The organism is Sphaerimonospora thailandensis (assembly GCF_016863115.1).
Classification (GTDB): Bacteria; Actinomycetota; Actinomycetes; order Streptosporangiales; family Streptosporangiaceae; genus Sphaerimonospora; species Sphaerimonospora cavernae.
Genome location: NZ_BOOG01000046.1, coordinates 23,483 through 49,649, shown reverse-complemented (window position 1 = coordinate 49,649; position 26,167 = coordinate 23,483). Strand labels below are relative to the sequence as shown.

Genomic DNA, 26,167 nt, shown 5'->3' with positions numbered 1-26,167 from the left:
GAGGGTCAGTCAGTCTGTTGGGCCGGTCAGTCTGTGGGGCCGGTCAGTCTGTGGGGCGGTCAGTCGTCCACGATGGTGATGGCGGCCTTGGGGCAGGACCGCGCCGCGTGCCGTACACGGTCGTGCAACTCGGCCGGCGGCTCGGGCGTCAGCACGTTGAGCATGTCCTGGTCGTCGACTTCGAAGACCTCCGGGGCGAGGCCCATGCAGACGGCGTTCGCCTCGCACACGTCGTAGTCGACCTTGATCCTCATGGCGCGTCCTCCTGTCGTGCGGCTGTCATGACGATCTCATTCTTCGGATCGCCGCTGCCTCACGCTATCGCCGCCGAGCTTGCGGTGATCCCAGGACACGACGCGGAACGGCTCGACCACGAAGGCGACCCGCTTGCGTCCGGTGTGCTCGACGTATTCGCGGATCTCCGCCACCTCGTCGGCTGTCATGCCGGTCATCCGCCGGGTCACCGCCATCCCGACGTCGAGGACGCCCGACGGGTCGTCGATGCGCCGCGCCCTGCCGTACAGGAGCACGCCGCGCAGTTCGGCGTAGTCGTCGCCGGTCTCGATGAGGCAGCTCACCCGGGGATCGCGCTCGATGTTGCGGGTCTTCTGGGACTTGCCGTACGTCCAGAACGCGATCGCGCCGTCGATGAGCCCGTAGAACATGGTGACCAGGTGTGGCATGCCGTCCGGATTGATCGTGGCGAGCTGGAGCTTGCGGCCACCATGGAGGAACTCGGCGATCTCGTTCTCGGTCATGGCTATCCGGTCACGCTGTTTCACGATGCAAAGTAGAACATGTTGCATAAAAACCGGCAAGGGGCGTGGCAGAATCTTGTTCGGGAACCGTACAGGGGGAGAGCGCATGACCGTGACGATGCCCGCCGAGCTTCGCCGCCTGGCCGAGGAGGCCAGGGGGTTCATGCCGCCGGAGGAGGGGCTGGCCCTGTTCGAGATCGCCGCCGCGTACGGCTCCCGCGGCCCGATCTGCGAGATCGGCACATATTGCGGCAAGTCCGCCATCTACCTCGGCGCGGGGGCCCGGATGGCCGGGTCTGTCGTGTTCACCGTGGACCACCACCGCGGCTCGGAGGAGATCCAGCCGGGATGGCCCCATCACGATCCGGAGCTGGTCGACCCGAGGTCGGGCCGGATGGACTCGCTGCCGTTCTTCCGCGACACGATCGCCGCCGCGGGGCTCGAGGACGAGGTGATCGCCGTCGTCGGCGCGTCGGCGACCGTCGCGCGGTTCTGGCACACGCCGCTGGGCGCGCTGTTCATCGACGGCGGCCACTCGGAGGAACCGGTGACGCAGGACTACGAGGGCTGGGCCCCGCATGTGGCGGTGGGGGGCGCGCTGGTGTTCCACGACATCTATCCCGATCCGGCCGACGGCGGGCAGGCGCCCTACCGGGTCTACCTGCGCGCCCTCGCCTCGGGGTCGTTCACCGAGGTCCGCGCCGTCGGCTCCCTCCGCGTCCTGGAGCGCACCTCGGCGTGATCTCGCGCTCAGGCGCGGGCGCGCTCGCAGCCGCAGTCGTCGGTGACCCGGACCAGGTGGTCCCCGGCATCGCGGAACACACCCGAGCCGGGCGTGGCCCCGGAGAGGGCGTCGGCCGCGAGGATCACCGCCGCCGCCGTGTAACCCGAGCGCTCGTGCGGGAAGTGCCTCTCGTTCACGAACTGCCAGCCGGTCCAGTAGGACCCGTCCTCGTGCCGCAGGTGCTGCATGTCGGCGAACACGCCGAGCGCCCGCTCGCGCAGCCCCGCCGCGTCGAGGGCCAGCACCAGTTCGCACGACTCGGCCCCGGTCACCCACGGCTGATCGCTGACGCACCGCGCGCCGAGGCCGGGCACGACGAAGGTGTCCCACTCCCGGTCGATCCGCCGCGCCGCCTCCGGCCCCCGTACGGCACCGCCGAGCACGGGGTAATACCAGTCCATCGAGAAGCGGCTCTTGTCGGCGAACGCCTCCGGGTGGGCGGCGATCACGTGTCCGAGAGCGTCGGCGGCCAACTCCCAGTCGGGCTGGGGGTCGCCCAGCCGCTCGGCGAGCAGCACGCCGCAGCGCAGCCCCTGATAGATCGACGAGCATCCGGTGAGCAGCGCGTACGCCGCCGGGATCTCGTCGGCGTCACGCTGCCACAGGATCTCGCCCCGGCTCGTCTGCAGCCCGATCACGAAGTCGAGGGCTCTGACGACCGCCGGCCACATCGCGCGGGCGAAGACTTCGTCGCCGGTCACCAGCAGGTCGTGCCAGACGCCGACCGCGAGGTACGCCGCGTGGTTCGACTCCCCGGCGGCCTCGGCGGGCTCACCGCCGACCATCTTCACGGGCCAGGAGCCGTCCGGCCGCTGGTGCCGTACCAGCCATGCGTAGCCGCGGCGCGCCTCGTCGCGCAGGCCGGCGACCGTGAGCGCCATCAGGCACTCGACGTGGTTCCACGCGTCGACGTGCCCGTCCGGCCATGGCACGCCGCCGTCGGGCTCCTGGATCGCCGCGATGCTCCGGGCCGTCTGGAGCACCTGGTCGGGGGTGATGATCCCGGAAACCTCGGGAAGCGCGACGGGGGTCTCCCTCATGCGGGCTTCCGGACGTAGACGACGACGCTCTTGCCGATCAGCGCGTTGAGCACGGACTCGGCGAGCCGGGTGGCAAGAGGACGCTTCATGATGTCCCAGACCAGCAGCTCGTGGTACGCCTTCGCCAGGGGGTGCTCGTCGTTGTTGACGCCGACCGCGCACTTGATCCACCAGTACGGCGCATGCAGCCCGTGGGCGTAGTGGTGGGCGCCCACCTCGAGCCCACACGACTTCAGCTTCGCCTGGAGCTCCGCCAAGGTATAAATCCGGATATGACCGCCGGGGGCGGTGTGATACTCCTCCGAGAGGGCCCAGCAGATGCGCTCCGGCAGGAAGCTGGGGACCGTGACGGCGGCCCGGCCACCCGGCTTGAGCACCCGGACGATCTCCCGCATCGCGGACATGTCATCGGGAATGTGCTCCAGCACCTCCGCCGCGATCACCCGGTCGAACGAGGCGTCCGGGAACGGCATGTCGAGTGCGTCGCCGACGACGGCCTCGCCGGACGCGCCGTCCGGGACCTGGCCCTCCTTGTCCATCGCGGCGAACATGGCGGCCACGCCCTCGAGCTCGGCGGCGTCCATGTCGAAGGCGACGACGTCGGCGCCCCGGCGCAGCACCTCGAAGGCGTGCCGGCCCCCTCCGGCGCCCAGATCGAGAACGCGGTTCCCCGGCCCGACGGGCAGCCGGTTGAAGTCGACGGTCAGCACTCGCCCCACCTTTCGTGATAACGGGAGGGTTCGGGTCGGATCGATCGGATCGGTCAGCGGGACGTACGGCCCGCGCGGGCCCTGTGGGTGGCCCCGTGGGTGGCTCGGTGGGCCGCGATGGCCTCGCCGTACGCCTCGACGGTGCGCCGCGCGACGACCGGCCACGCGTACCGCTCCATCACGCGGTCGTAGCCCCTGCGGCCGATCGCCGCCCGCTCCTCGGGGGAGTCGAGCAGCCGCCGCAGCACCGCGGCGAGCTCCTCGGCGTCGCCCGGCGTCACCTGGACGGCCGCGTCGCCGACGACTTCAGGCAGGGCGCCCGTACGGCTGGCCACCAGCGGAGTGCCGCACGCCATGTGCTCGACGGCCGGCAGCGAGAAGCCCTCGTACAGCGAGGGGACGACGGACACCTCCGAGGTGGCGATCAGCTCGGCCAGCTCCTCGTCGGAGATGCCGTGGACGAACCGCACCCGGTCGTGCAGCGACAGCTCGGCGACCAGCTTCTCGGTCGGCCCCCCGGGCGTCGGCCTGCTGACCACGGTCAGGTCGACGTCCCGTTCCGTCGCGAGCTTGGCGACCGCCCGCAGCAGCGTCGCGACCCCCTTCATCGGAGAGTCGGCGCTGGCCACGGCCACGATCGAGCCCGGACGCCTGGGCAGCCGCGGGCGGGGATGGAAGAACCGGGTGTCGACGCCGAGCGGGATCAGCCGCATGTTGGACTGTGGGACCCCGAAGTCGCGGTGGATGTCGGCGAGGGACGACTCGCTCACGGTGAGGATCGGGCTGAGCCGGGGCGCGACGAAGCTCTGCATGCGGACGAAGCCGTACCAGCGGCGCATCGACAGCTTCTTCCACCCCTTGGCGGCCTTCAGCTCGATCCGCCGGTCGACGCTGATCGGGTGGTGGATGGTGCCGACCACCGGAAGATGCCGCTGGATGCCGAGCACGCCGTAGCCCAGCGTCTGGTTGTCCTGGACCACGTCGAAGTCGCCGGCGCGTTTCTTGAGCTCGCGGTGGACGCGAAGGCTGAACGTCAGCGGCTCGGGGAAGCCGGCCGTGCACATGGTGGCGAACTCGAGCACGTCGACCCAGTCGCGATACTCGCGGAGCTTCGGAACGCGGAACGGGTCCTCGTCCCGGTAGAGGTCCAGGCTGGGGACCTTGTTGAGGATGACGCCCTCGTCGAGCTCCGGGTACGGCTGGCCGGAGAAGACCTCGACATGGTGCCCGAGCGCGACGAGTTCGCGGCTGATGTGGCGTAGGTACACCCCCTGGCCGCCACAGGTGGGTTTGCTGCGGTAGGACAGCAGCGCGACTCGCAGCCTCTCCGCCAAGCGGCACCCCTTTCCAGCCGTGCCCCCGGCAGGGGCTGGCAGTGAACCCTACCATTTGACCTTAGTGTGGGAAGGGCCGGTGAAATGGCTCCCTATTTTACCGAGAGACCGCCGGACCTGCGGGGTTAGCCTACCCGAACGTCATTCGGTGCAACACGTTCTAGCATCGAATGACCGACGGGTGGAGCCTCGAGCCGGGCATGGCGGTACATTCGCGTCATCACAGACCAGAGTTGGGCTCAGGCGAGGAGGAACCGTTGACCAGGCGTGCGCTGCTCACCGGCATCACCGGTCAGGACGGCTCCTATCTCGCAGAGCATCTGCTGAGTGAGGGCTACGAGGTGTGGGGCCTCGTGCGCGGCCAGGCCAACCCGAGGGTACCGCGCGTGCGCAGGCTGCTCCAGGACGTACGGCTCGTCCGCGGCGACCTGCTCGACCAGGGCTCGCTGATCTCCGCCGTGGAGAAGGTGCAGCCCGACGAGGTCTACAACCTGGGTGCCATCTCGTTCGTGCCCATGTCGTGGGAGCAGGCCGAGCTCACCGCCGAGGTGACCGGGATGGGCGTGCTGCGCATGCTGGAGGCGATCCGCGTCTGCTCGGGGATCACCGGCTCGCGCGGGTCGGCCGACGGGCAGATCCGGTTCTACCAGGCGTCGTCCTCCGAGATGTTCGGCCAGGTCAGGGAGACACCGCAGACCGAGCGCACGCCGTTCCACCCCCGCTCCCCGTACGGCGTGGCGAAGACGTACGGACACTTCCTCACGCAGAACTACCGCGAGTCGTACGGCATGTTCGCCGTGTCGGGGATCCTGTTCAACCACGAGTCCCCCCGGCGGGGGGCGGAGTTCGTCACCCGTAAGGTCTCGCTGGGCGCCGCCCGGATCAAGCTGGGCATGGCGACGGAACTCCGCCTGGGCAACCTGGAGGCACGCCGGGACTGGGGGTACGCCGGCGACTTCGTACGCGCGATGCACATGATGATGACGGCCGAAACGGCGGAGGACTATGTGATCGGCACCGGCCGTACGCATTCGGTCCGCGAACTGGTGGAGGCCGCCTTCGGCGCCGTCGGGCTCGACTGGGAGCGTTACGTCGTCCACGACCGGTCGCTGCACCGGCCGGCCGAGGTGGACCTGCTGTGCGCCGACCCGAAGAAGGCCAGGACACAGCTCGGCTGGGAGCCGACCGTGTCCTTCGAGGAGCTCGTCGCCATGATGGTCGAGGCCGACCTCCGCCTGCTGTCAGACGGCGGAGACCCCGACCAGTGCTCCCCCTGGCCCTGACACCCGCCCCCTTCCCCCCACCCCCTCACACACCCCGCACCCACGGGCACAAGGGGGGAGGAGATCACGGGCGGAGGGAGACGGGGAGGGTTTTGATGCCGTTGATGAAGTTGGATCTGAGGCGGGTGGCCGCGCCGGTCTGGCGGATGTCGGGGAAGCGCTCGGCCAGCACCTCGAAGAGGACCTTGAGCTCGAGCTTGGCCAGGTGGTTGCCGAGGCAGAAGTGCGCCCCGCCGCCGCCGAAGCCGATGTGCGGGTTGGGGTCGCGGGCGATGTCGAAGACGTCGGGCAGGTCGAACACGTCCTCGTCCCGGTTGGCCGAGCCGTAGAACACCACCACCTTGTCCCCTTCGGAGATCTTCTGACCCCGGATCTCCGTGTCGGCCGTCGCCGTACGCCGGAACAGGTTCACCGGGGAGACCCAGCGGACGATCTCGTCGGCGGTCCGCGCGGCCAGCGACGGGTCGGCGACCAGCCGGGCCCACTGCGCGGGGTGTTCGAACATGGCCAGCATGCCGCCGGACGCCGCGTTCCTGGTGGTCTCGTTGCCGGCGACGATGAGCAGCAGCACGAACAGGTCGAACTCGTCCTGGCCCAGCACCTCGCCGCTGTCGTCCGGACGCAGGAGCTTGGTGACGATGTCGTCCCTCGGGCCGGCCTCCTTACGGGCCGCGGCCAGGGCGTCGGCGTACGCGTAGACCTCCATCGCGGCCGCCTGGCCCTCCTCCGGGCTTGCGGCGTAGTCGGGGTCCTCGCTGCCGATCAGCCGGTTCGACCACTCGAAGATCTTGTCCCGGTCCTCCACCGGGGCGCCGAGCAGCTCACAGATCACGTACAGCGGGAGCGGCGCGGCGACGTCCCTGACGAAGTCCACCTCGGGCAGCTGTTCCGCCTCGTCGATGAGTTGCCGGCAGATGTCCCTGATGTGCTCCTCCAGCCGGCCGATCACCCGCGGGGTGAAGCCGCGGTTGACGAGGGAGCGCCGCCGGGTGTGCTCGGGAGGGTCCTGGTTGAGCAGCATCAGCCGCTGCAGCTCGACCTGCTCGTCCGGCAACTCGTTGAACAGCGCCAGCCTCCGATAGGAGGAGAACAGGTCCGAGCGGCGGGACACGTGGACGACGTCCTCGTGCTTGGTGACCGCCCAGAACCCGGGCCAGCCACGCTCGGCGTCACCCTCGTGCCAGAAGACCGGCGCGTTCGCCCGCAGCCGGCGGAACTGGTCGTGCGGGGCGCCGCGCCGCGCGTAGAAGTCCTGGTCGACGAGATTCACTTCCATTGGCTCCACCCGGTTCGCCCGTCCTGTTGAAACGTGTTCTATTACGGTCCCAAGAGATCGTCAAGGGCGGCCGGAGGGACACGCCGATGTCCACGAGGTAAGAGGCGTCGGTGCGCCGCCCGATGGCGGCGCACCGACCACGTCGATCACGTCCTCACAGGCGCGCCCTCGGCGAACTTCGCTGTTATCAGCAGAAGGTCGCGCTTGAGGTCATCCGTACCGATAGGACCGGGGGCCGGAGGGTACGGATGACCAGGAAGAGGACCGGGGACGGGACATCGACCGATCGGGGAAGGCGATGCTGGGGTTGCCCGACGGAATCCGGGGCTGCCTGTTCGACATGGACGGCGTGCTGACGCGCACCGCAAAGATCCACGCAGCGGCGTGGAAGGCGGCGTTCGACGACTTCCTGCGTGGGCACGCGGCACGGACCGGTGTGCCCTTCGTGCCGTTCGACGAGGTGACCGACTACGAGCACTACGTCGACGGCAAGAAGCGGCTCGACGGGACGCGGACATTCCTGGAGGCGCGGGACATCGACCTGCCGGAGGGGGCGCCGGGCGACCCGCCCGGCACGCTCACCCTGCAGGGCCTGAGCAACCGCAAGAACGATCTCGTCCAGGACTTGCTGGACGAGCGCGGCGTGGAGGTCTTCGAAGGCTCGTCCCGCTATGTTCACGCCGTCCGGGACGCCGGCCTGCATCGGGCCGTCGTGTCGTCGAGCGCCAACACCGAACGGGTGCTCGCCGCCGCCGGACTCGCCGGCCTGTTCGAGGTGCGGATCGACGGCGTCGTCGCTGAGGAGCGCGGCCTGGCAGGCAAGCCCGCCCCCGACATGTACCTCGCGGGCGCCGAGGCGCTCAGGTTGAAGCCGAGCGAGGCGGCCGTGTTCGAGGACGCGCTGGCCGGGGTGGCGGCCGGCCGCGCCGGAGACTTCGCCTTCGTCGTCGGCGTCGACCGTCTCGGGCAGGCGGACGCGCTGCGCGAGCACGGCGCCGACATAGTGATCACAGACCTCGCCCAGCTCCTCCACCCCTGACGGACGGCCTCTGACGAGCAGGGAGGCACAGTGATCAAGCATCCGGCCTTCATCGTCGAACCGTGGTCGGTGCGGGAGTGCCGACTGCACATGGACGTGCTGGCGCAGACCGAGTCGGTGTTCGCGCTGTCCAACGGGCATGTCGGCCTGCGCGGCAACCTCGACGAAGGCGAGCCGCACGGGCTTCCCGGCACCTACCTCAACTCCGTCTACGAACTGCGGCCGCTGTCGCACGCCGAGACCGCGTACGGCTACCCGGAGTCCGGGCAGACCGTGGTCAACGTGACCAACGGCAAGCTGATCCGGCTGCTGGTCGACGACGAGCCCTTCGACGTGCGGTACGGCACGCTGCACGAACATGAGCGGATCCTCGACCTGCGAGCGGGCACCCTCACCCGCAAGGTCCACTGGACCTCGCCCACAAAGGGGGAGATCCGTCTCACCTCGACCCGGCTGGTGTCGTTCACCCACCGCGCGGTGGCCGCCATCCGCTACGAGGTCGAGCCGGTCGACCACCCGGTGAAGGTGGTGGTGCAGTCGGAGCTGGTGGCCAACGAGACCCTGCCCGAGTCGGGCTCCGACCCGCGTGCCGCGGCCGCGCTGGAGGATCCCCTGGTGCTGGAGGAGAACCTGCCGGCGTTGGACGGGGTGGCGGTCATGGTCCACATCACCCGAGCCAGCCGGCTGCGCGTCGCGGCCGGGATGTGGCACGACGTCGACGGCCCCGAGAACACCCAGGTCGACGCCGGTGGCCGCGAGCACGTCAGCAGGGTGACGATCGCGACCTCCCTGGAGCCGGGGCAGCGGCTACGGCTGACCAAGCTCTTCGCGTACGGATGGTCGGCGCAGCGATCCCGGCCCGCCATGCACGACCAGGTCGTGGCCGCGCTGGCCGCCGCCCGGCTGGCCGGATGGGACGGCCTGTGCGCCGAGCAGCGGAGGTTCCTCGACGATTTCTGGGAGGGGGCCGACGTGGAGGTCGAGGGCGACACGGAGGTGCAGCAGGCCGTCCGCTTCGGGCTGTTCCACCTGCTGCAGGCCGGCTGCAGGGCGGAGCAGCGGCCCATCCCCGGCAAGGGGTTGACCGGTTCGGGCTACGACGGGCACGTCTTCTGGGACACCGAGGCCTTCGTGCTGCCCGTGCTCACCTACACCCATCCCCAGCCCGCCGCCGACGTGCTGACCTGGCGGAAGTCGATCCTGCCGCTCGCGGAGAGGCGCGCCGCACAGTTCGGGCTGGAGGGCGCGGCCTTCCCCTGGCGCACGATCAACGGTGAGGCGTGCTCCGCGTACTGGCCGGCCGGAGCCGCGGCGTTCCACATCAACGCCGACATCGCGGACGCGGTCACCCGCTACGTCGACGCGACCGGCGACGTGGCGTTCGAGCGTGACATCGGCCTGCCTCTTCTCGTCGCGACCGCCCGGCTGTGGCGCTCCCTCGGCCACCACGACGTCGACGGGCGGTTCCACATCGACGGGGTCACCGGCCCGGACGAGTACAGCGCGATCGCGGACGACAACGTCTACACGAACCTGATGGCGCAGCGTAACCTGCGCTCCGCCGCCGAAGTGATCATCCGTCATCCCGACCGTGCCGAGCAGTTGGGGGTGACGCTGGAGGATGCCGCGATCTGGCGGAACATCGCCACGGCGATCTTCATCCCCTATGACGAGCACCTCGGGGTGCATTCGCAGAGCGAGGGGTTCACCCGGCACGCGGTCTGGGACTTCGCCGCCACCAAGCCGGACCAGTACCCGTTGCTGCTGCACTTCCCCTACTTCGACCTCTACCGCAAGCAGGTGGTCAAGCAGGCCGACCTCGTGCTCGCCATGCACACGTGCGGCGACGCGTTCACCTCCGAGCAGAAGGCACGCAACTTCGCCTACTACGAAGCGCTGACCGTCCGGGACTCGTCATTGTCGGCGTGCACCCAGGCGGTGCTCGCCGCCGAGGTCGGGCAACTGGAGCTCGCGCACGACTACCTCGGCGAAGCGGCGCTGGTCGACCTTCGGGACCTGCAGCACAACACCCGCGACGGCGTCCACATGGCCTCCCTCGCCGGCTCCTGGATCGCGCTGGTCGACGGGTTCGGCGGGATGCGCGCCGGCGGCGGGCGGATCCAGTTCGCCCCGCGACTGCCCTCGGGCATCACCCGGCTGAGCTTCCGCCTGCGCTACCGGGGGCGCCTCCTGCAGGTCGACATCGCCCAGAGAACGACGACCTATCATCTCCTGGAAGGCCCCCCGCTGCCGCTGGCCCACCATGGTGAGGAGTTCACGCTCGACGAGCATCCGGCCACCCGGCAGAACCCGGCGCCGCCGACCCCCGGGCCGCGGATCCGCCAGCCGCCGGGCCGCGAGCCCACCCCCCGCCGCCCAGAGATCGGCTGACCTCTCTGGGGAAACGGTCAGGTCAACGACCGTCTCTGCGAGCATTCGCAAGATCACGGGGAAGGGGAGGACCACAGGTCGGGGTGGCCGGGCTCGCCAGGCACGTGGGTCAGCAGCCCGCGAGCCTTCAGCCACAGGAGGTGTGCGAGCGTCTCGTTGTTCGCGGTCCGCCGCATGAACAGCGGGATCGTCTCCCAAGGCCTCGACCAGGTCAGTCGGGTGGCGATGTCCCAGCAGGTCAGACCGGGCGACTCCGCCACGGCACGCTCGATCTCGGCCAGCCGCTCCTCATGGTGGGCGATCACGTAGTCGACCCGCGCGCCCAACTCCAGGAAGCGGAACTCATGCGCGGGCAGCACCTCGTCCACGTCGAGCTTGCCGACCTCGCGCAGGGAGTCGAGGTAGTCCGCGAGCGGGTTCGGCCCCGACTGGGGATGCGCGGCGACATGGGGCGTGATCCTCGCGAGCACGTGGTCGCCGGAGAACAGCAGCTTCCGCTCCGGCTCCACGAAGCACAGGTGACCCGGCGTGTGCCCGGGGGTCCACAGTGCCCGCAGGTCCCAGCCGGGCAGGTCGAGCCGTTCGCCGTCCTCGATGAGCCGGTCGGGCGTGGCCATCGTCACGAAATCGCGGATCGCCTTCGACGCCCCGGCCAGTTCCTGCGCGGTGAAGTCGGGCACCCCGCACATGACGAGTTGCCGGCGCTGCAGGTCGATCAGGGGGGCCATCGCGTCTTCGTCGTAGCGGTCGTGCAGGAGACGGGCGTCGGCCTCGTGAAGGCCGATCCACGCGCCCGATGCCTCCCGGATGCGTCCGGCGAGGCCGTAGTGGTCGGGATGCATGTGCGTGACCAGCACAGCCTTGACGTCGCCGATCTCATATCCGGCGGTCTGGAGTCCGGCATCGAGCGCGGCGTAGGCCTCGTCGGTGTTCCATCCGGCATCGATGATCACCACGCCGGCCGGGATCTCGAAGGCGTACACCAGGACATAGCGCAACGGATTGATCGGGATCGGCACGGGGAGCGACCACAGGCCGGGCCGTACTCGCTCGACCTGCGGCATCGCTCCGTCGAGCCAGGCGGCGCGCTGTTCCTCGTTCGCCGCCGTCACACCGTTCTTGACCATCGACTCCCACCCCTCTCGCAGCCCCGATCACGCTTGATTGTGCCCGCCAACCGAATTTCGTTCTACAAGGGGGTCCCCGGATGCCGGACGCGGGGCGGGCAGCCGGACATAGAGGAGGGTCGAGCCGAGCATGATCGCAGCGGCGGCCGCCCAGGCCACGCCCGTTCCGGCGGCGTTGGCCAGCGGCGCCAGGGCTACAGATGAGATCATCCCGCCGAACCTCAGCTGGAGCGAGTCCACCGACATCACGGTCGCCCGCCGATCGGAGGCGACCCGCTGGTGGATCAGCTCGCCGCGCAGCAGTTCTACGACCGAGAGCCCGGCGAAGAGCACGATGTACGCGACACCGGCCGTGACGATCCCCGCCCAGCCGGCGAGGCCGGTCGAGGCGGCCAGCGCGGTCACCGCACCCGCCGTGACGACCGTCCCCGCGACCGCGGCCCGCACCGAACCCCCGGCGACGCGGGCGACCGCCGGGGCGGCGAGGCTCCCGACCGCGTTGGCCGCGAAGCCCAGGGCGGTGACCACCGCGTAGGCCGTGCTCGCCGTGTCGGCCCGGCCCGTGAGCGCGGCCAGGCGGCCGGGGGTCAGCAGCTCGATGCCGTTGAGCAGCAGGCCGGTGGCGACGGACACCAGCAGGAGCCGCCCGAGCCCGCTACCGGTCAGCCCCAGCCGGATCCCGGCCGCGATCGTCGCCGGCACGTCGCGGAGCACCGCCGTCAACCTCGCGGCGCCCGCACGCGCGGCCTCCCCGCGGGGCTCCGGCATCGCCCACAGCACGGTCGCCAGGAGGACCGCGGCGGCGCCCGCGGCCGCCCAGACCGGCGCGGCGAGGGCCCCACCGTGGACGACGAGCGGGAGGAGTCCACCGGTCAACGCGCCGACGGTGAGCGCGATCGCCCCGGCCGTGGCGCCGGCCGCCAAACCTGGTTTGAGATCGGCCTGCGGACCCTCGGCCGCATGCAGCGCGTCGACGTACCACGCCTGGGCCGGCCCGCTGGACAGCGCCTGCGCGATGCCTTTCAGCACCGAGGCGGTGAGGAACGGCCAGACCGAGTCGGCCAACGCCATGGTGATCAGCCCGGCCACGCTCACGACGGCGGAGGCGGCCAGCACCACGCGCCGTCCGACGACGTCGGCCAGGCCGCCGGTGGGCAGCTCCAGGACGACGACGATGGCCGAGTAGGCCGCGAAGACGAGACCGATCTGGGCGATGTCCAGCCCACGGACGGACATGAGCAGCACCATCGGCGCCATGGTCAGCCCCGGGGGCAGCCACGTCAGGAACTCGATCAGCGCGTATCGTCTCCGGGCCGCCGCCGGTGTCATCATTAGCCGGCCCCCGCGTCAGATGGCCGGTCGGCAGGCTCGGGTACGCCCTCGGGCAGGTGGGGATAGGCGGCGAAGGAGAACGAGACAGTGCGGGCGTCGGGATCATCCCGGCCCTGGTCGGCCGCCTCACGCAGCAGCGCCGAGACCCGCTCGTACAGCGATGTCAGGGCCGCCGGTGACAGCCGTACCAGCAGGTCGGACATCCCGGCCGCCTCGATCCACTCCTCGCTCCAGGACTCCCGTTGCCGCTCGAACGCCTCCACCCTCGTGATGAACACGTCCAGCTGGCGTCGCCGCAGGAAGGCCGCCGCATCCCGGCCCTCGGCGGTCGCCGACATCTCGGCGTCGCTCCACGAGGTGAGCATGTGGACCGCCCGCCATCGCCGTTCTCGCCGGTCCCGCTGCTCGGGGTCCTGCTCGACGAACCCGTAGCGGGCGAGCTGCCGCAGGTGGTAGCTCGTCGAACCCGAACTCTCCCCCAAGCGTGCGCCCAACTCGGTCGCGGTCGCCGGTCCGTACGTCCGCAGCGCCCCCAGCAGCCGCACCCGCAGCGGGTGGGCGACCGCCTTCAGCGTGCGGGGATCCCGCACCTGGAAGACCTCCCGATCCACGCCATCACCCCCGGCGCACAAGCTAACATCGCAAAGAATCCTTTGCAAAGAATCCTTTGCGAAAATGTACGCCGCCGGCCGCCCCGACGTGCGAGGTGACCTACACCGTGCACGGCTCCTGGCCGCAGGGCTTCACCACCCAGGTGACGCTCAAGAACACCGGCAGGAAGGCGATCGACGGCTGGTCGCTGAAGTGGTCGTTCCTCGGCGGGCAGAAGGTCGTCCACGACTGGAACGCCTCGCTCACCCAGCAGGGTGCGACCGTCACCGCCGCGAACGCCCACCACAACAAGAAGATCAAGCCGGGACACTCGGTGACGTTCGGCTTCAACGGCGTCTCGGCGCCCGGGGCCAACCCCACGCCCGACCTGTTCCTCCTGAACGGCGCCGCCTGCGCCTGACGGCGGGGACACCCGACTCGATAAGACCCCGGCCGCCACCTCATGAGAGGTGGCGGCCGGTTCCATTCCTACTGCTCAGGTTCATTCCAGCCGTCGCGGCTCGCTTCCACGTCCACGACCTCGGTCAAGCCGGGCACAGTTCCGATGACGCCGTCGAAGCGGCTCGGCCGGTCGCCTTCCTCTGCCATGGCGGCAGGCTTTCACAGATCGCTGCCGACTGTGGCGTCGATGGTCTTCCACAGATGGTTGAGGTGTACGGGCGGCCCGGGCTGAGCGAAGCCTCGCCTGCGATAGGCCCTGCGGCATACGCTTAACTTGCCGAGATCGTCAGGAGGGGCAGGGCCTTGAACGACGCTGCGAATGATTTCACCGGACCGACGCTCACCCTCGGACAGCGCCTCCGCTACCTGCGCGAACGCCGCGGTATGACCCGCGAAGTCCTCGCCGGCCTGGTCGGGAAATCGGCGTCCTGGCTCAAGCAGGTCGAGACCGGCCGCCTGCAGCAGAGGCCGCGACTGCCGATCCTGCTGCAGCTCGCCGAGGCGCTCCGGGTTCGCGATCTGTCAGAGCTGACCGGCGACCAGTCCATGCCAGTGCGGATGTTCAACGGTCCCGGCCATCCCGCCCTGGACGCTGTACGGCACGCCATCAACGCCGCACCGCTGCAGCCCACCGGGGTCGTGCAACCGCTCAGCACGCTCCGTGCGCGGCTGGACACCGCATGGCGGGCTCGACACGCCTCCCCCGATCACCGGACCACGCTCGGCCGGATCCTGCCCGACCTGATCCGCGACGCCCAACTCGCTGCGGCCATGTACGCCGGGCAGGATCGTCGCCGCGCCCAGGCATTGCTCGCTGAGACCTATGGCCTCGCTCAGATGTTCCTCGCCTACCAGCCAGCCCAAGATCTGCTGTGGCGGGTGGCCGACCGCGCGCTGCTCGCCGCTCAGGAGTCCGAAGACCCGCTTGCCCTGTCATGCGCCGTGTGGTTCCTCGGGCAGGCCCACCGCGACGCCGGGGACCTCGACGCCGCTTGGGATATCAACGAGCAGGGCCTGGCCGCGATCGAGCCGCATATGGACTCCGCGGGCGTGGAACTGCGGGCGATGTGGGGAGCGCTGAGCTTCGAGCTGGCCTTCACCGCCGCTCGCCTCGGCGAGGCCGGCGAGGCTTGGCGGCACTGGGAAGAGGCCGGGCGAGTGGCCGACCGGCTGCCGGACGACTACTACCAGCCGTGGACAAGCTTCTCCCAGGTCGTCATGGGCGCGCATGCGGTCACGGTCGCGGTCGAGCTGCATCAGGGCGGCGAATCGGCGCGGCAGGCCGAGCGGGCGCTCTCCGCGCCGATCCCGTCGCGACCCCGTAGGGGACGCCATCTGATCGAGGTAGCCCGGGCGCACCACCTGCAACGCGACCACGCCGCGGTGCTCGGCACGCTGCAACTCGCCCAGCAGACCGCCCCGGAGACGATCCGCTACAACGGCTACGCCCGAAGGATGGCACTGGAGCTGGCGGAACTGCCCGGCATGCGGCGGCAGGCGCACGAACTCGCGGACAAAATCGGGCTGATGGCCTGACCGAAACCAGGGGGCAGAAACTGTGTCCCTGTGAGCACGGAGCGTCATCTACGGTCCTTGCCATGACATCGGAACACGACCTGGAGGAGCGGGCGGCCGACCCGATGGCGGCCCTGGCTGAGCGGTTCCCCGAATGGACGATATGGCGCAGCTCTGCCAGACGGCTGTGGGCGACCAGAGCACGGCCGTTCCCCCCGGCCGCCGAGCGCGCAGGGGCGTATCGCACTGTCGACGCCGACGACCTGGGCGAGCTGGGCCAGGTCATCGCCGAACAGGAATACAAGGCCGAGGGCCTGCGGTGACCCCAGAGAACCCAGTGTGGGCGTCCGAGGGCCGTACCAGGGGCAAGAACGTAAGGAGCCGCGCAAGGTGAACTCTCGACCGTCACATCTCCCTATCCCGAACTCATCAGCCCTACTACCGTGTCGCGGGCGTGGCCCACCCACGAATCGGCCATCGCAGGAACGACGGCGAACCCTGGAGACCACGATGTACATGCTTGACCATCCCGGCTGGGACACTGCGGACGGAACGCTCAACCGGGCGATGCGAACCCAGGCCGGGACTTGGCTGATCATCGCTGAGGGCGAGTCACAGTTGATCAGCGGTTCAGGAGACGCCCCGCCCGTGGACACCTACGAGCCGGTCACCCTCGACCTGACCGCGCTCCCCCCGGGGCTCGCCCATGCACTCCGAACCCTCGGCCCGGTACGGCGGTGGCGAAACACGGACCTGTGGGACGCTCTGGCCACCGCGATCATCCGGCAGGTCATCCGCGCCGGGCAGGCCAGGAAGATGCATCAGATGTTCCGGGCCGCAGCCGGTTACAAGGTCGCCGCGACCGCGCTGATGCCGACCCCGGAGCGGGTGCTCGCCATGTCCGCCGAGGAGTTCGCCGACCTGGGGATGGCGTTCAAGCGCCGGCCGTTGCAGGCGGCGGCCGACGCCTACCTCGACCACCACGCCGAATGGACGCAGTTGCCCGCCGACGTTCTGGTCAAGGCCCTGCAGGCTGTCCCCCGCATCGGCCCGTGGACCGCAGGCGCCGCCGTCGCCGACCACACCGGGGACTTCTCGCTCTACCCGTACGCCGACCTGGCCGTGCGCACATGGGCCGCAGCCGCAGACCCCGCTGGCGCCTGGCCTGCCGACGAACCCGGCTTCGCCGCCACCTGGCGGCGACTGGCCGGTCCGCACCTGTCCACCCTGACCGTGCTCACCCTTGCGTGGGGAGACGACCATGCCCGAAAACCCCCCGTTGATTCAGGGGCCCAACCCCGCTGACCCCCTCGACCTGCTGCTCGTCAACGCCCCGCTCCGCGACTATGCCGTCCGACCACGGGTCAACGACTACACGCTGCCCGTCCTCGGGATGGCCTACATCGCCACCTACGCCACCACCCGCGGCTACAACGTCGCCGTGCTCGACGCCGAAGCCGCCGGCCTGCCCGTCGCCGACACCATCGCCCTGATCGACCGAGTGGCACCCCGCTGGGTGGGATTCAACCTGCTCGCACCCACCTACGAGATCAGCGCCATGATCGCCGCAGCCGTCGACCCGAGCATCCACATCATGGCCGGTGGCCACCACGCCAAGGCGATGCCGACCCGGATTCTCACCGACCCCCGCATGACCCGGTGCGACGCCTTGATCCTTGGCGAAGCCGAAACCCGCGTTGTCGGGCTTCTCGCCGACCACCGCAACCGTGCCGACCTTCCAGGGGTCATGTGGCTCGACCCCGTCCTCGGCACACCGGTGACCGGGGGACGCCCCGGGACAGGCCACTATCTGGCCCCGGACATCAACACGTTGCCGTTCGTCGACCGCACGTACCTCGCCCAGGACCCGTACCGGGCGGGTGACGGCCGGATCGAGGCGAACATGGTGGGCGCCCGCGGCTGCCCGTACGACTGTTCGTTCTGCGGCGCAGCCGTCTCGGCGAACCCCGACGTGACGATCCGGGTGCGCGACCCGCTCAACATCCTGTTGGAGATGCACCGGCTACGCGATCAGGGCGAGGTGACCGCGTTCCGGTTCGTCGACGATCTGTTCCTCGGCGCCCGCCGAGTGATCGACCAGATGATGGCCGCGTTCGCCAGTGAACACGTCGGCGACTGGGCGGTCTGGGATGCGACCGGCCGCATCAACGTCCTTCACCGTACACCGGACGCCACGCTGGATCTGCTCGCGGCGTGCGGCCTACGGGAGGTCGCACTCGGCATCGAAAGCGGATCCGAGCGCATGCTCACCTACATCGACAAGCGGATCACCTGCGACATGGTGACCAGCGTCGTCGAGCGGCTCACCCGCAGGGGAATCAAGGTGAAGGGCTACTTCATCCTCGGATTCCCCACGGAGACCCGGACCGAAATGGCCGCGACGGTCGAGCTGATCCACCGCCTGTGGGACCTTACCGATAACCGTATTGGAACGTTCCGGGCATCCGTCTTCCAGTTCCGTCCCTACCCGGGCACCCCCGAATGGGACCGGCTCATAGTCACCGGCCGCTACACCCCCGAGCAGCTCCTGAACTACACACCCGTCGACCTCGGCACCGACGACGAAGCACTCCACGGGCGAGACGAGTTCAACTTCTCCTCCGGCCTCCAGTTCGGCGAGGCAACCGAGGAGGAGATCCACACCCACCTCGTCGAGCTCGCCCGCGAGCAACACGCCCGAACCCAGGGGAGCAGCTGATGCCCGGCCTGTTCGTGACCCTCGACGGGCCAGGCGGCGCCGGGAAATCCACCCTCGCCCGGCTCCTAGCCGACCACCTCGCCGATACTGGGTATCCCGTAACGGCAACCCGCGAGCCCTCCGATGGACCCCTGGGACAGGTCGCCCGCCACCAGACCGCCGCCTACGCCGGGCCGGCGCTGGCCTGCCTGGTCGCCGCCGACCGCTACCACCACCTGGCCGGGGAGATCCAGCCCGCACTGCAGGCCGACCGGCTCGTTCTCTGCGACCGATACGTGCCGTCCTCCTATGTCCTGCAGACCCGTGACGGCGTGCCCCTGGAGTACGTCCGTCGCCTCAACGCGCTCGCGCTGCGGCCGGACCTGGCCGTGCTCGTGACCGCCGACTCAGGCATCCTCGAAGAGAGGTTGGCCCTGCGAGGCGCGCACTCCCGGTTCGAGCACGCCGGGTCCAGCCACGTGGAGGCCCGGCTCTACGACGAGTTGGCCGACGTGCTCACCGAGGACGGGTTCCCGCCATACCGACTGGACACCGGGGACGTTCCCCCGCAAGGCGCCGTCCAGGCCGTATCCGAACGCATCAATGAGCTATGGTCGCGTCGGCAACGGGAGTAGCTGGAGGTGTGGCATGTCGCAGAGGTACCAGGTCACCGTCGATGTCCACGTGCTTCTGGAGCGAGCCGGCCATATCCTGCTGTGCCTACGTCAAGGGACCGGGTACGCCGACGGCCTGTACTGCCTGCCATCAGGGCACCTGGAAGAAGGCGAGACCGTCGTGCAGTGCGCGATCCGCGAAGCCCGGGAGGAGGTGGGCGTCATCATCGACCCGGCCGACCTGCGGCCTGCCACCGTCGTCCACCACCTGTCCCCCGAAGGCCGGCCACGGATCGGCGTGTTCTTCGCAGCCTTCCGATGGAACGGCGAGCCGTACAACGCCGAGCCAAGCAAGTGCGGCGGCCTGACCTGGAGCCCGATCGACACGCTACCGGACAACACCGTGCCCTACACCGCCGCCGGGGTCGAGCTGTACCGATCGGACACGGGCATCGGAGTACACGGCTGGCCCGAGCTGGCCGCCGCGAGATAGATCATCAGGCCTGAACGGGCTGGTCGCCAGGAGGGACAAATCCGCTTCGACCTGCAGAAGCCATAGGGTTGGGGTGTGATCAACGAGATTTGGGTGGACGAGGCGGTCAGGGCGCTGCGTCCGGACTTCGCCGTGCTGGTCGTCTGCGCGTACGGGCTGCGCAACGGACCGAGCGACGACAGGTCGCGCGGGTGGCTGGCCGCCGCCGCGGCTGATGCCGTACCCCTCGACCACGAGAAGATCGAGGCGTGGCGGGCCGCGTACCGCGCGTTCGGCGCCAAGCCGCAGCGCACCCGGCCGTCGGTCGACGCCCTGATCCGGCGAATGCCGCTGCCCGAGATCAACCTCGTGGTCGACGCGTACAACGCCGTGTCCGTACGGCACGGCCTGCCGATCGGCGGTGAGGACCTGCGCCGTTATCAGGGAACGGCGCGCCTGGTCCGGGCGGCCGGGGACGAACCGTCCGACGAGGTGCTGGGCGACCCGCATATCGGCGAGGTCGTGTGGCGCGACGACGCGGGCGTGACCTGCCGCCGGTGGAACTGGCGGCAGTGCGTGCGGACAAGGATCACCGAGGAGTCGGTGGACGCCCTGTTCCTGCTCGAACGGCTGGAGCCGCTGTCGCTCGAGGAACTGGCCGCGTCCGGTGACGAACTCGCCGCACTGCTCGCCGAGATCAGCCCGCAGGTGCGGATCGAGTCTCGAATGGTCGCTTGATTTCGGCCATCCGATACACGCATGGCCCAGCGGAAAGTACTATCTCATCGTCCAATCGGGCCATGAGAGCGTGACCTGTTCGATCGGTCCTGGAAGGATGGGCCGGAGCCTGGAACAAGCTACGCGTCCCTGACCGTTTTAAGGCGAGTAGCCTGGGACAGGTTCACCAAACATCAACGCCGATCTGCGGAAGAGGGCGATTTCCGCCGTGTCGTCTGAGTCGTCGCGGACAGACCCGCTGGCAAGCTTCGGACAGAACGAATGGCTTGTCGACGAGCTTTACCAGAAGTACCTCGAGGACCCCGAGTCTGTGGACAAGGCCTGGTGGCACTTCTTCGCTGATTACAGCGGGACCGGCAAGACCGCTTCCCCTGAGGCCGCCGCTCCCACGGGCGTGCCGGGCGAGGCGCCGAACGGCGCGAAGGCCACGGCCGCCGGACCGGCCGCACAGGTCACGCGAACACCGGCCGCACAGGCTGTGCCGGCCGCGCGGCCCGCCCCGGCGGAGCCCGCTGCTCCGGCCGCCAGGCCCACCCCGGCGGCGGCAGCGAAGGCGAAGCCGGCCCCGGTCCCCGCCGGCGCGGCGGAGGAGCGGCTGCGCGGCGCCGCGGCCCGTACGGCGCTCAACATGGAGGCGTCGCTGGCGGTGCCGACGGCGACCAGCGTGCGCGCGGTGCCGGCGAAGCTGCTCATCGACAACCGCATCGTCATCAACAACCACCTGCAGCGCGGGCGTGGGGGCAAGATCTCCTTCACCCACCTGATCGGCTACGCCATCGTCAAGGCGCTCGCGTCGATGCCGGAGATGAACCACTCCTTCACGGAGGTCGACGGCAAGCCGGTCCTGGTCAAGCCCGAGCACGTGGGCCTGGGCCTGGCGATCGACGTGCGGAAGGAGGACGGCAGCCGCCAGCTCCTCGTCCCGTCGATCAAGGAGGCGGAGACCCTCGACTTCCGCCAGTTCTGGGTGGCGTACGAGGACATCGTGCGCAAGGCCCGCGGCGGCAAGCTCGGCGTGGAGGACTTCCAGGGCACCACGATTTCGCTGACCAACCCGGGCACGATCGGCACGGTCCACTCGGTGCCGCGTCTGATGCCGGGCCAGGGCACGATCATCGGTGTCGGCGCGATGGAGTACCCGGCGGAGTACCAGGGCGCGTCGGCCGACACGCTCTCGCGCCTCGCGATCAGCAAGGTGATGACGCTCACCTCCACGTACGACCACCGGATCATCCAGGGCGCCCAGTCGGGCGACTTCCTGCGCCGGATCCACCAGCTGCTGCTCGGCGCCGACGGCTTCTACGACGAGATCTTCAAGTCGCTGCGCATTCCGTACGAGCCGATCCGCTGGGAACCGGACATCTCGGCCACCCACGACGACGACGTGACCAAGTCGGCCCGCGTGCTGGAGCTGATCCACGCCTACCGGGTACGCGGCCACCTGATGGCCGACACCGACCCGCTGGAGTACAAGCAGCGCAAGCACCCGGACCTGGACATCAAGTCCCACGGCCTGACGCTGTGGGACCTGGAGCGCGAGTTCGCCACGGGCGGTTTCGGCGGCCGTCCCCTGATGAAGCTGCGCGACATCCTCGGTGTGCTGCGCGACTCCTACTGCCGCACGGTCGGCATCGAGTACATGCACATCCAGGAGCCGGAGGAGCGGGCCTGGATCCAGGCGCGGGTGGAGAAGGCGCACGCCAAGTCCGACCGCGAGGAGCAGCTCAACATCCTGCGCCGGCTCAACACGGCCGAGGCGTTCGAGACCTTCCTGCAGACCAAGTACGTCGGGCAGAAGCGGTTCTCGCTGGAGGGCGGCGAGTCGCTCATACCGCTGCTCGACTCGGTGATCAGCGCGGCGGCGGACGACGAGCTCGACGAGGTCGTCATCGGCATGGCCCACCGCGGCCGGCTGAACGTCCTGGCCAACATCGTCGGCAAGTCCTACGCGCAGGTGTTCGGGGAGTTCGAGGGCAACCTCGACCCGCGCAGCGCGCACGGCTCCGGCGACGTGAAGTACCACCTGGGTGCGAGCGGCGACTTCGTCGGCGCGAACGGCACCAAGATCAAGGCATCGGTCGTGGCGAACCCCTCCCACCTGGAGGCCGTCGACCCCGTCCTCGAGGGTGTCGTCCGAGCCAAGCAGGACCTGCTGGAGCGGGGCGAGGAAGGCTTCACCGTCCTGCCCGTGCTCGTCCACGGCGACGCGGCGTTCGCCGGTCAGGGCGTGGTGGCCGAGACCCTGCACCTGTCGCAGCTGCGCGGCTACCGCACCGGCGGCACCGTCCACATCGTGGTGAACAACCAGGTCGGCTTCACGACCAGCCCGGCGAGCTCCCGCTCCTCCGTCTACGCGACGGACGTGGCCCGGATGATCCAGGCGCCGATCTTCCACGTGAACGGCGACGACCCCGAGGCGGTCGTCCGCGTAGGCAGGCTCGCCTTCGAGTACCGCCAGGCGTTCCGCAAGGACGTCGTGATCGACATGATCTGTTACCGGCGGCGCGGCCACAACGAGGCCGACAACCCGAGCTTCACCCAGCCGCTGATGTACGACCTGATCGACGCCAAGCGGTCCACCAGGAAGCTCTACACCGAAGCTCTGATCGGCCGAGGCGACATCACGGTCGAGGAGGCCGAGCAGGCGCTCCGCGACTACCAGGAACAGCTCGAACGGGCCTTCACCGAGACCCGCGAGGCCTCGAAGAAGCCGCTCGAGCCCGGCTCGGTCGTGGTGCCGGAGCCGGACGAGCTGATCCCGTGGTCGCACGAGGACACCAAGACCGCGATCTCGGAGGAGACGGTCAAGCGGGTCATCGAGACCCAGCTCAACCTGCCCGAGGGCTTCACCGTCCACCCGCGTCTGGCCCCGGTGCTGCAGCGCCGCGGCGCCATGATCTCCGATGACGCCATCGACTGGGCGACCGGCGAGCTCCTGGCCTTCGGCTCGCTGCTCATCGACGGGCACCCGGTGCGCCTGGTCGGCCAGGACTCCCGGCGCGGCACGTTCGGCCAGCGGCACGCCGTGCTCGTCGACCGGGTGACCGGCGAGGAGCACACGCCGCTCAAGTCCTTCAACCACGACACCACGAAGTTCTACGTGTACGACTCGCTGCTCAGCGAGTTCGCCGCCATGGGCTTCGAGTACGGCTACAGCGTGGTCAGGCCGGACGCGCTGGTCGCGTGGGAGGCCCAGTTCGGCGACTTCGCCAACGGCGCCCAGTCGATCATCGATGAGTTCATCTCGTCCGGTGAGCAGAAGTGGGGCCAGCGCTCCTCGGTCGTGCTGCTGCTGCCGCACGGCTACGAAGGCCAGGGGCCGGACCACTCCTCGGCGCGCATCGAGCGTTTCCTGCAGCTGTGCGCCCTGGACAACATGACGGTGGCCCAGCCGACCACGCCGGCGAACTACTTCCACCTGCTTCGCTGGCAGGTGCGGTCCAACCGGCACCGGCCGCTGGTCGTGTTCACGCCCAAGTCGCTGCTGCGCCACAAGGCGGCCGCCTCCGCGACCGAGGACTTCACCTCGGGCTCGTTCCAACCGGTCATCGGCGACTCGACCGTGGACCCGGCGGCCGTGACCCGGGTCGTCGTCTGCTCGGGCAGGATCTACTACGACCTGCTCGCGCAGCGGGAGAAGACGGGCAGGAACGATGTGGCCCTGGTCCGCCTGGAGCGCATCTACCCGTTCCCGGAGAACCCGCTGAGCGCCGAGATCGACCGCTACGGAGCGGGCGTCGACCTGATCTGGGCCCAGGACGAGCCCGTCAACATGGGTCCCTGGCCGTACCTGAGCCTGAAGATGATGGAGAAGCCGGAACTGCTGGGCGGCCGCAGGCTGCGCCGGGTGTCGCGTACGCCGAACTCGTCGCCGGCGACCGGCTCGCACTCCAAGCACGACGCGGAGCTGGCCGCCATGCTGAAGGAGATCTTCGGCTAGCCGCCTGTGCGCCCCCCGGTGCGTGGCCCGGCGAGCCGTACGAGAAAGATGGAAGTCCCCCACGGTCACGATCGCGGGGGACTTCCCCATGGACAGGAACATTTCGAGCAGGCGCGGTTTCCGCTGACTGGAGAAAAGAGGACATGTACTTCACCGACAGGGGCATCGAGGAGCTCACCGACCGGCGCGGCGAGGAGGAGGTCAGCATGGTCTGGCTGGCCGAGCGGCTGCGGGAGTTCGTCGACCTCAACCCGGAGTTCGAGACCCCCGTGGATCGGCTGGCCACCTGGCTGGCCCGTCTCGACGAAGACGAGTAGCACCCCCTCCGACTCGCCCTTCCTCAAACGCGATACATCTTGACTTTGGGGAGACGCGATATATCGTGTCTTGTGAGAGTGCTGTTCCTCGCATGGGAAGGGTCGAGCAATGCCTCAATGGACTGTCCAGGAGCCCGGACAACTGACCTTCGACACGGTCACCAGTCTGAGTGTGCGGATCGTGGCCGGTCGTCTGGCCGTACTGGCCAGCGACGGGCCGCCCACACTGGAGGTGACCGATATCCAGAAATCACCGCTGATAGTGACCCAGGACGATGACGGCCGGCTCACCGTGGCGTACCGGGATCTGACCTGGGACGGCATCCTCGACTGGCTGAAACCGGGGTCGCAGTCCACGACCCTCACGCTGACGGTGCCGAAAGACTGCCCGGTGCAGGTGGGGGTGATCTCCGCCTCGGCCGTGGTGGCGGGCTTCGAAAGCCGCGCGAACGTCAAGAGCGCCTCCGGTGAGATCGTGCTCGACGGGGTGAGCGGCGAGGTCCACGCCGAGACGGTCTCCGGAGCGGTGGAGAGCCGGGGTCTGGCGGGCGACATGGATTTCACCAGCGTGTCGGGAGAGCTCACCATCGCCGGCGGGGCACCGCGCAGGCTCAACGCCAAGACCGTCTCCGGCCGGATCACGGCGGATCTGCGGCTGACACCGACCGGCAATGTCACGCTGAACAGCGTCAGCGGTGCCATTGTCGTACGGCTGCCGCAGTCGGTCGACGCCGATGTCACCCTGCGTTCCGCCTCGGGCCGGCTGAAGTCGGCCTTCCCCGGGCTCGACGGTGGTCACCCGGGATCGAAGTCGCTCGCCGGGCGGCTCGGCGGCGGCATGGCGTACGTCTCGGCGAGCACGGTGTCCGGCGCCGTCACGCTGCTGAGCAAGGAGACCGCGGAAGCGGACGCGGAAGAGGAGATGGCATGAGCCCGGTGTTCGGGCACGGACGGCTCCGGCTGTACCTGCTGAAGCTACTGGAGGAGAGTCCGCGGCACGGCTACGAGGTGATCCGGCTGCTGCGGGACCGATTTCTCGGCGTGTACTCCCCCTCCCCCGGCACCATCTATCCCCGGCTGGCGAGGCTGGAGGAGGAGGGTCTGGTCACCCACGAGGTCGTGGACGGCAAGAAGGTCTTCACGATCACCGACAAGGGGCGGGCCGAGTTGCTCAACCGGATGGACGAGTTGGCCGAGTTGGAGCGGGAGATCACCGCCTCGGTGCAGGACATCGCGCGGGAGGTCAAGGAGGACGTACGGCAGACCGTGCGTTCGCTGCGGGAAGAGCTGACCCAGATGGCCCGCGACATCGGCAGGAACGCCGAACACGACGCCGACCGGAGCGGGCGTGACGCCTGGCGGGCCAACCGGGAGGAGTGGAAGCGCCAGAACGAGCAGGCGAAGGAGGAACTGCGGCGGCAGAAGGAGGAGTGGCGCCGTCACAAGAACCACCTGCGCGAGGAGGCCGAGCGCTGGCAGCGCGAGTGGCGCCGCATCTGGGAAGAGAGCCGGTCGTGGATCGGCAGGCCGGGCACCCCCGGCCCCGACGCCGAGCTCGGACGCCTGCTGGCCGAGTTCGTCGGCGAGGTACGGCGAGTCGCCGACGACGGGCAACTGACCGAGTCGGCCCTGGCGGAGTGCCGGGCCGCGCTCGACGAGGCCACCCGGCGCATCCGCGACACTCTGGGACCCAGCTGATCCAGTGGAAAGCCCATAATCACAAGATCACGGGATGGGGAGACGACG

General features: G+C 69.4%; 25 protein-coding genes. 16 read left to right on the top strand and 9 right to left on the bottom strand.

The window, feature by feature from the left end:
- Window positions 1–59: 59 nt before the first annotated feature.
- Window positions 60–254, bottom strand: a complete 195-nt coding sequence (locus Mth01_RS22220; protein ID WP_204017852.1) for a ferredoxin — start codon at window positions 252–254, stop codon at window positions 60–62.
- 36 nt (window positions 255–290) lie between these two features.
- Window positions 291–782, bottom strand: coding sequence for a pyridoxamine 5'-phosphate oxidase family protein (locus Mth01_RS22215; protein WP_204017851.1), 492 nt, complete (start codon window positions 780–782; stop codon window positions 291–293).
- 82 nt (window positions 783–864) lie between these two features.
- Between Mth01_RS22215 and Mth01_RS22210 the strand changes: the two genes are divergently transcribed.
- Window positions 865–1,500, top strand: coding sequence for a class I SAM-dependent methyltransferase (locus tag Mth01_RS22210; RefSeq protein WP_204017850.1), 636 nt, complete (start codon window positions 865–867; stop codon window positions 1,498–1,500).
- Between the two features lie 8 nt (window positions 1,501–1,508).
- Here the strand turns inward: Mth01_RS22210 and Mth01_RS22205 are convergent, their stop codons facing one another.
- The 3 genes from Mth01_RS22205 to Mth01_RS22195 are packed head-to-tail and all read right to left on the bottom strand — an operon-like array spanning window position 1,509 to window position 4,626.
- Window positions 1,509–2,582 (bottom strand): prenyltransferase, encoded by a 1,074-nt coding sequence (locus Mth01_RS22205; protein WP_204017849.1) that lies wholly within the window; start codon window positions 2,580–2,582, stop codon window positions 1,509–1,511.
- Window positions 2,579–3,292: a class I SAM-dependent methyltransferase gene (locus tag Mth01_RS22200; protein WP_204017848.1), complete on the bottom strand. Its 714-nt coding sequence runs from the start codon at window positions 3,290–3,292 to the stop codon at window positions 2,579–2,581. Before Mth01_RS22200 ends, Mth01_RS22205 begins: the two co-directional genes overlap by 4 nt.
- Before the next feature lie 53 nt (window positions 3,293–3,345).
- A complete protein-coding gene (locus Mth01_RS22195) occupies window positions 3,346–4,626 on the bottom strand; it encodes a glycosyltransferase family 4 protein (RefSeq protein WP_204017847.1) in 1,281 nt (426 codons plus the stop codon).
- Window positions 4,627–4,883: 257 nt separating this feature from the next.
- Between Mth01_RS22195 and Mth01_RS22190 the strand changes: the two genes are divergently transcribed.
- Window positions 4,884–5,909: a GDP-mannose 4,6-dehydratase gene (locus tag Mth01_RS22190; RefSeq protein ID WP_204017846.1), complete on the top strand. Its 1,026-nt coding sequence runs from the start codon at window positions 4,884–4,886 to the stop codon at window positions 5,907–5,909.
- Between the two features lie 64 nt (window positions 5,910–5,973).
- Here Mth01_RS22190 and Mth01_RS22185 read toward each other — a convergent pair whose 3' ends face one another.
- Window positions 5,974–7,185, bottom strand: coding sequence for a cytochrome P450 (locus Mth01_RS22185; protein ID WP_204017845.1), 1,212 nt, complete (start codon window positions 7,183–7,185; stop codon window positions 5,974–5,976).
- A gap of 298 nt (window positions 7,186–7,483) precedes the next feature.
- Here Mth01_RS22185 and Mth01_RS22180 point away from each other — a divergent pair, with 298 nt between their 5' ends.
- Window positions 7,484–8,224, top strand: a complete 741-nt coding sequence (locus Mth01_RS22180; RefSeq protein WP_204017844.1) for an HAD family hydrolase — start codon at window positions 7,484–7,486, stop codon at window positions 8,222–8,224.
- 30 nt (window positions 8,225–8,254) lie between these two features.
- Window positions 8,255–10,615 carry a glycoside hydrolase family 65 protein gene (locus Mth01_RS22175; protein WP_239089902.1) on the top strand — a complete coding sequence of 787 codons (2,361 nt, stop codon included), beginning with the start codon at window positions 8,255–8,257 and terminating at the stop codon, window positions 10,613–10,615.
- 53 nt (window positions 10,616–10,668) lie between these two features.
- Here the strand turns inward: Mth01_RS22175 and Mth01_RS22170 are convergent, their stop codons facing one another.
- From Mth01_RS22170 to Mth01_RS22160, 3 genes are read right to left on the bottom strand one after another with little or no spacing between them, the layout of a single operon-like run.
- The gene (locus tag Mth01_RS22170) at window positions 10,669–11,742 is read right to left on the bottom strand and encodes an MBL fold metallo-hydrolase (protein ID WP_204017843.1); all 1,074 of its coding nucleotides are present in this window, start codon (window positions 11,740–11,742) and stop codon (window positions 10,669–10,671) included.
- Between the two features lie 27 nt (window positions 11,743–11,769).
- The gene (locus Mth01_RS22165) at window positions 11,770–13,074 is read right to left on the bottom strand and encodes an MFS transporter (protein ID WP_204017842.1); all 1,305 of its coding nucleotides are present in this window, start codon (window positions 13,072–13,074) and stop codon (window positions 11,770–11,772) included.
- Window positions 13,074–13,685, bottom strand: coding sequence for a winged helix-turn-helix domain-containing protein (locus Mth01_RS22160; RefSeq protein WP_239089901.1), 612 nt, complete (start codon window positions 13,683–13,685; stop codon window positions 13,074–13,076). Before Mth01_RS22160 ends, Mth01_RS22165 begins: the two co-directional genes overlap by 1 nt.
- Window positions 13,686–13,780: 95 nt before the next feature.
- Here Mth01_RS22160 and Mth01_RS22155 point away from each other — a divergent pair, with 95 nt between their 5' ends.
- From Mth01_RS22155 to Mth01_RS22100, 12 genes are all read left to right on the top strand, one after another.
- Window positions 13,781–14,086, top strand: a complete 306-nt coding sequence (locus Mth01_RS22155; RefSeq protein WP_239089900.1) for a cellulose-binding domain-containing protein — start codon at window positions 13,781–13,783, stop codon at window positions 14,084–14,086.
- Between the two features lie 344 nt (window positions 14,087–14,430).
- Window positions 14,431–15,663, top strand: a complete 1,233-nt coding sequence (locus Mth01_RS22150) for a helix-turn-helix domain-containing protein (RefSeq protein ID WP_239089899.1) — start codon at window positions 14,431–14,433, stop codon at window positions 15,661–15,663.
- Between the two features lie 62 nt (window positions 15,664–15,725).
- The gene (locus Mth01_RS22145; protein ID WP_239089898.1) at window positions 15,726–15,965 is read left to right on the top strand and encodes a hypothetical protein; all 240 of its coding nucleotides are present in this window, start codon (window positions 15,726–15,728) and stop codon (window positions 15,963–15,965) included.
- Between the two features lie 187 nt (window positions 15,966–16,152).
- Complete coding sequence (locus tag Mth01_RS22140; RefSeq protein WP_204017839.1) at window positions 16,153–16,947, top strand: DNA glycosylase family protein; 795 nt, start codon at window positions 16,153–16,155, stop codon at window positions 16,945–16,947.
- Window positions 16,904–18,361 (top strand): B12-binding domain-containing radical SAM protein, encoded by a 1,458-nt coding sequence (locus Mth01_RS22135; protein ID WP_204017838.1) that lies wholly within the window; start codon window positions 16,904–16,906, stop codon window positions 18,359–18,361. Before Mth01_RS22140 ends, Mth01_RS22135 begins: the two co-directional genes overlap by 44 nt.
- A complete protein-coding gene (gene tmk, locus Mth01_RS22130) occupies window positions 18,361–18,975 on the top strand; it encodes a dTMP kinase (RefSeq protein ID WP_204017837.1) in 615 nt (204 codons plus the stop codon). Before Mth01_RS22135 ends, tmk begins: the two co-directional genes overlap by 1 nt.
- Before the next feature lie 13 nt (window positions 18,976–18,988).
- Window positions 18,989–19,447 carry an NUDIX hydrolase gene (locus Mth01_RS22125; protein ID WP_204017836.1) on the top strand — a complete coding sequence of 153 codons (459 nt, stop codon included), beginning with the start codon at window positions 18,989–18,991 and terminating at the stop codon, window positions 19,445–19,447.
- 75 nt (window positions 19,448–19,522) lie between these two features.
- Window positions 19,523–20,164 (top strand): B3/B4 domain-containing protein, encoded by a 642-nt coding sequence (locus Mth01_RS22120; RefSeq protein ID WP_204017835.1) that lies wholly within the window; start codon window positions 19,523–19,525, stop codon window positions 20,162–20,164.
- A 208-nt stretch (window positions 20,165–20,372) separates the two neighbouring features.
- The gene (locus Mth01_RS22115) at window positions 20,373–24,104 is read left to right on the top strand and encodes a multifunctional oxoglutarate decarboxylase/oxoglutarate dehydrogenase thiamine pyrophosphate-binding subunit/dihydrolipoyllysine-residue succinyltransferase subunit (protein ID WP_204017834.1); all 3,732 of its coding nucleotides are present in this window, start codon (window positions 20,373–20,375) and stop codon (window positions 24,102–24,104) included.
- Window positions 24,105–24,247: 143 nt separating this feature from the next.
- On the top strand, window positions 24,248–24,421 hold the full coding sequence (locus tag Mth01_RS22110) for a DUF6104 family protein (RefSeq protein ID WP_204017833.1): 174 nt from the start codon (window positions 24,248–24,250) through the stop codon (window positions 24,419–24,421).
- Window positions 24,422–24,530: 109 nt separating this feature from the next.
- Entirely contained in the window at window positions 24,531–25,352 is an 822-nt protein-coding gene (locus Mth01_RS22105) for a DUF4097 family beta strand repeat-containing protein (RefSeq protein WP_204017832.1), read from the top strand.
- The gene (locus Mth01_RS22100; RefSeq protein WP_204017831.1) at window positions 25,349–26,119 is read left to right on the top strand and encodes a PadR family transcriptional regulator; all 771 of its coding nucleotides are present in this window, start codon (window positions 25,349–25,351) and stop codon (window positions 26,117–26,119) included. Before Mth01_RS22105 ends, Mth01_RS22100 begins: the two co-directional genes overlap by 4 nt.
- Window positions 26,120–26,167 lie beyond the last annotated feature (48 nt).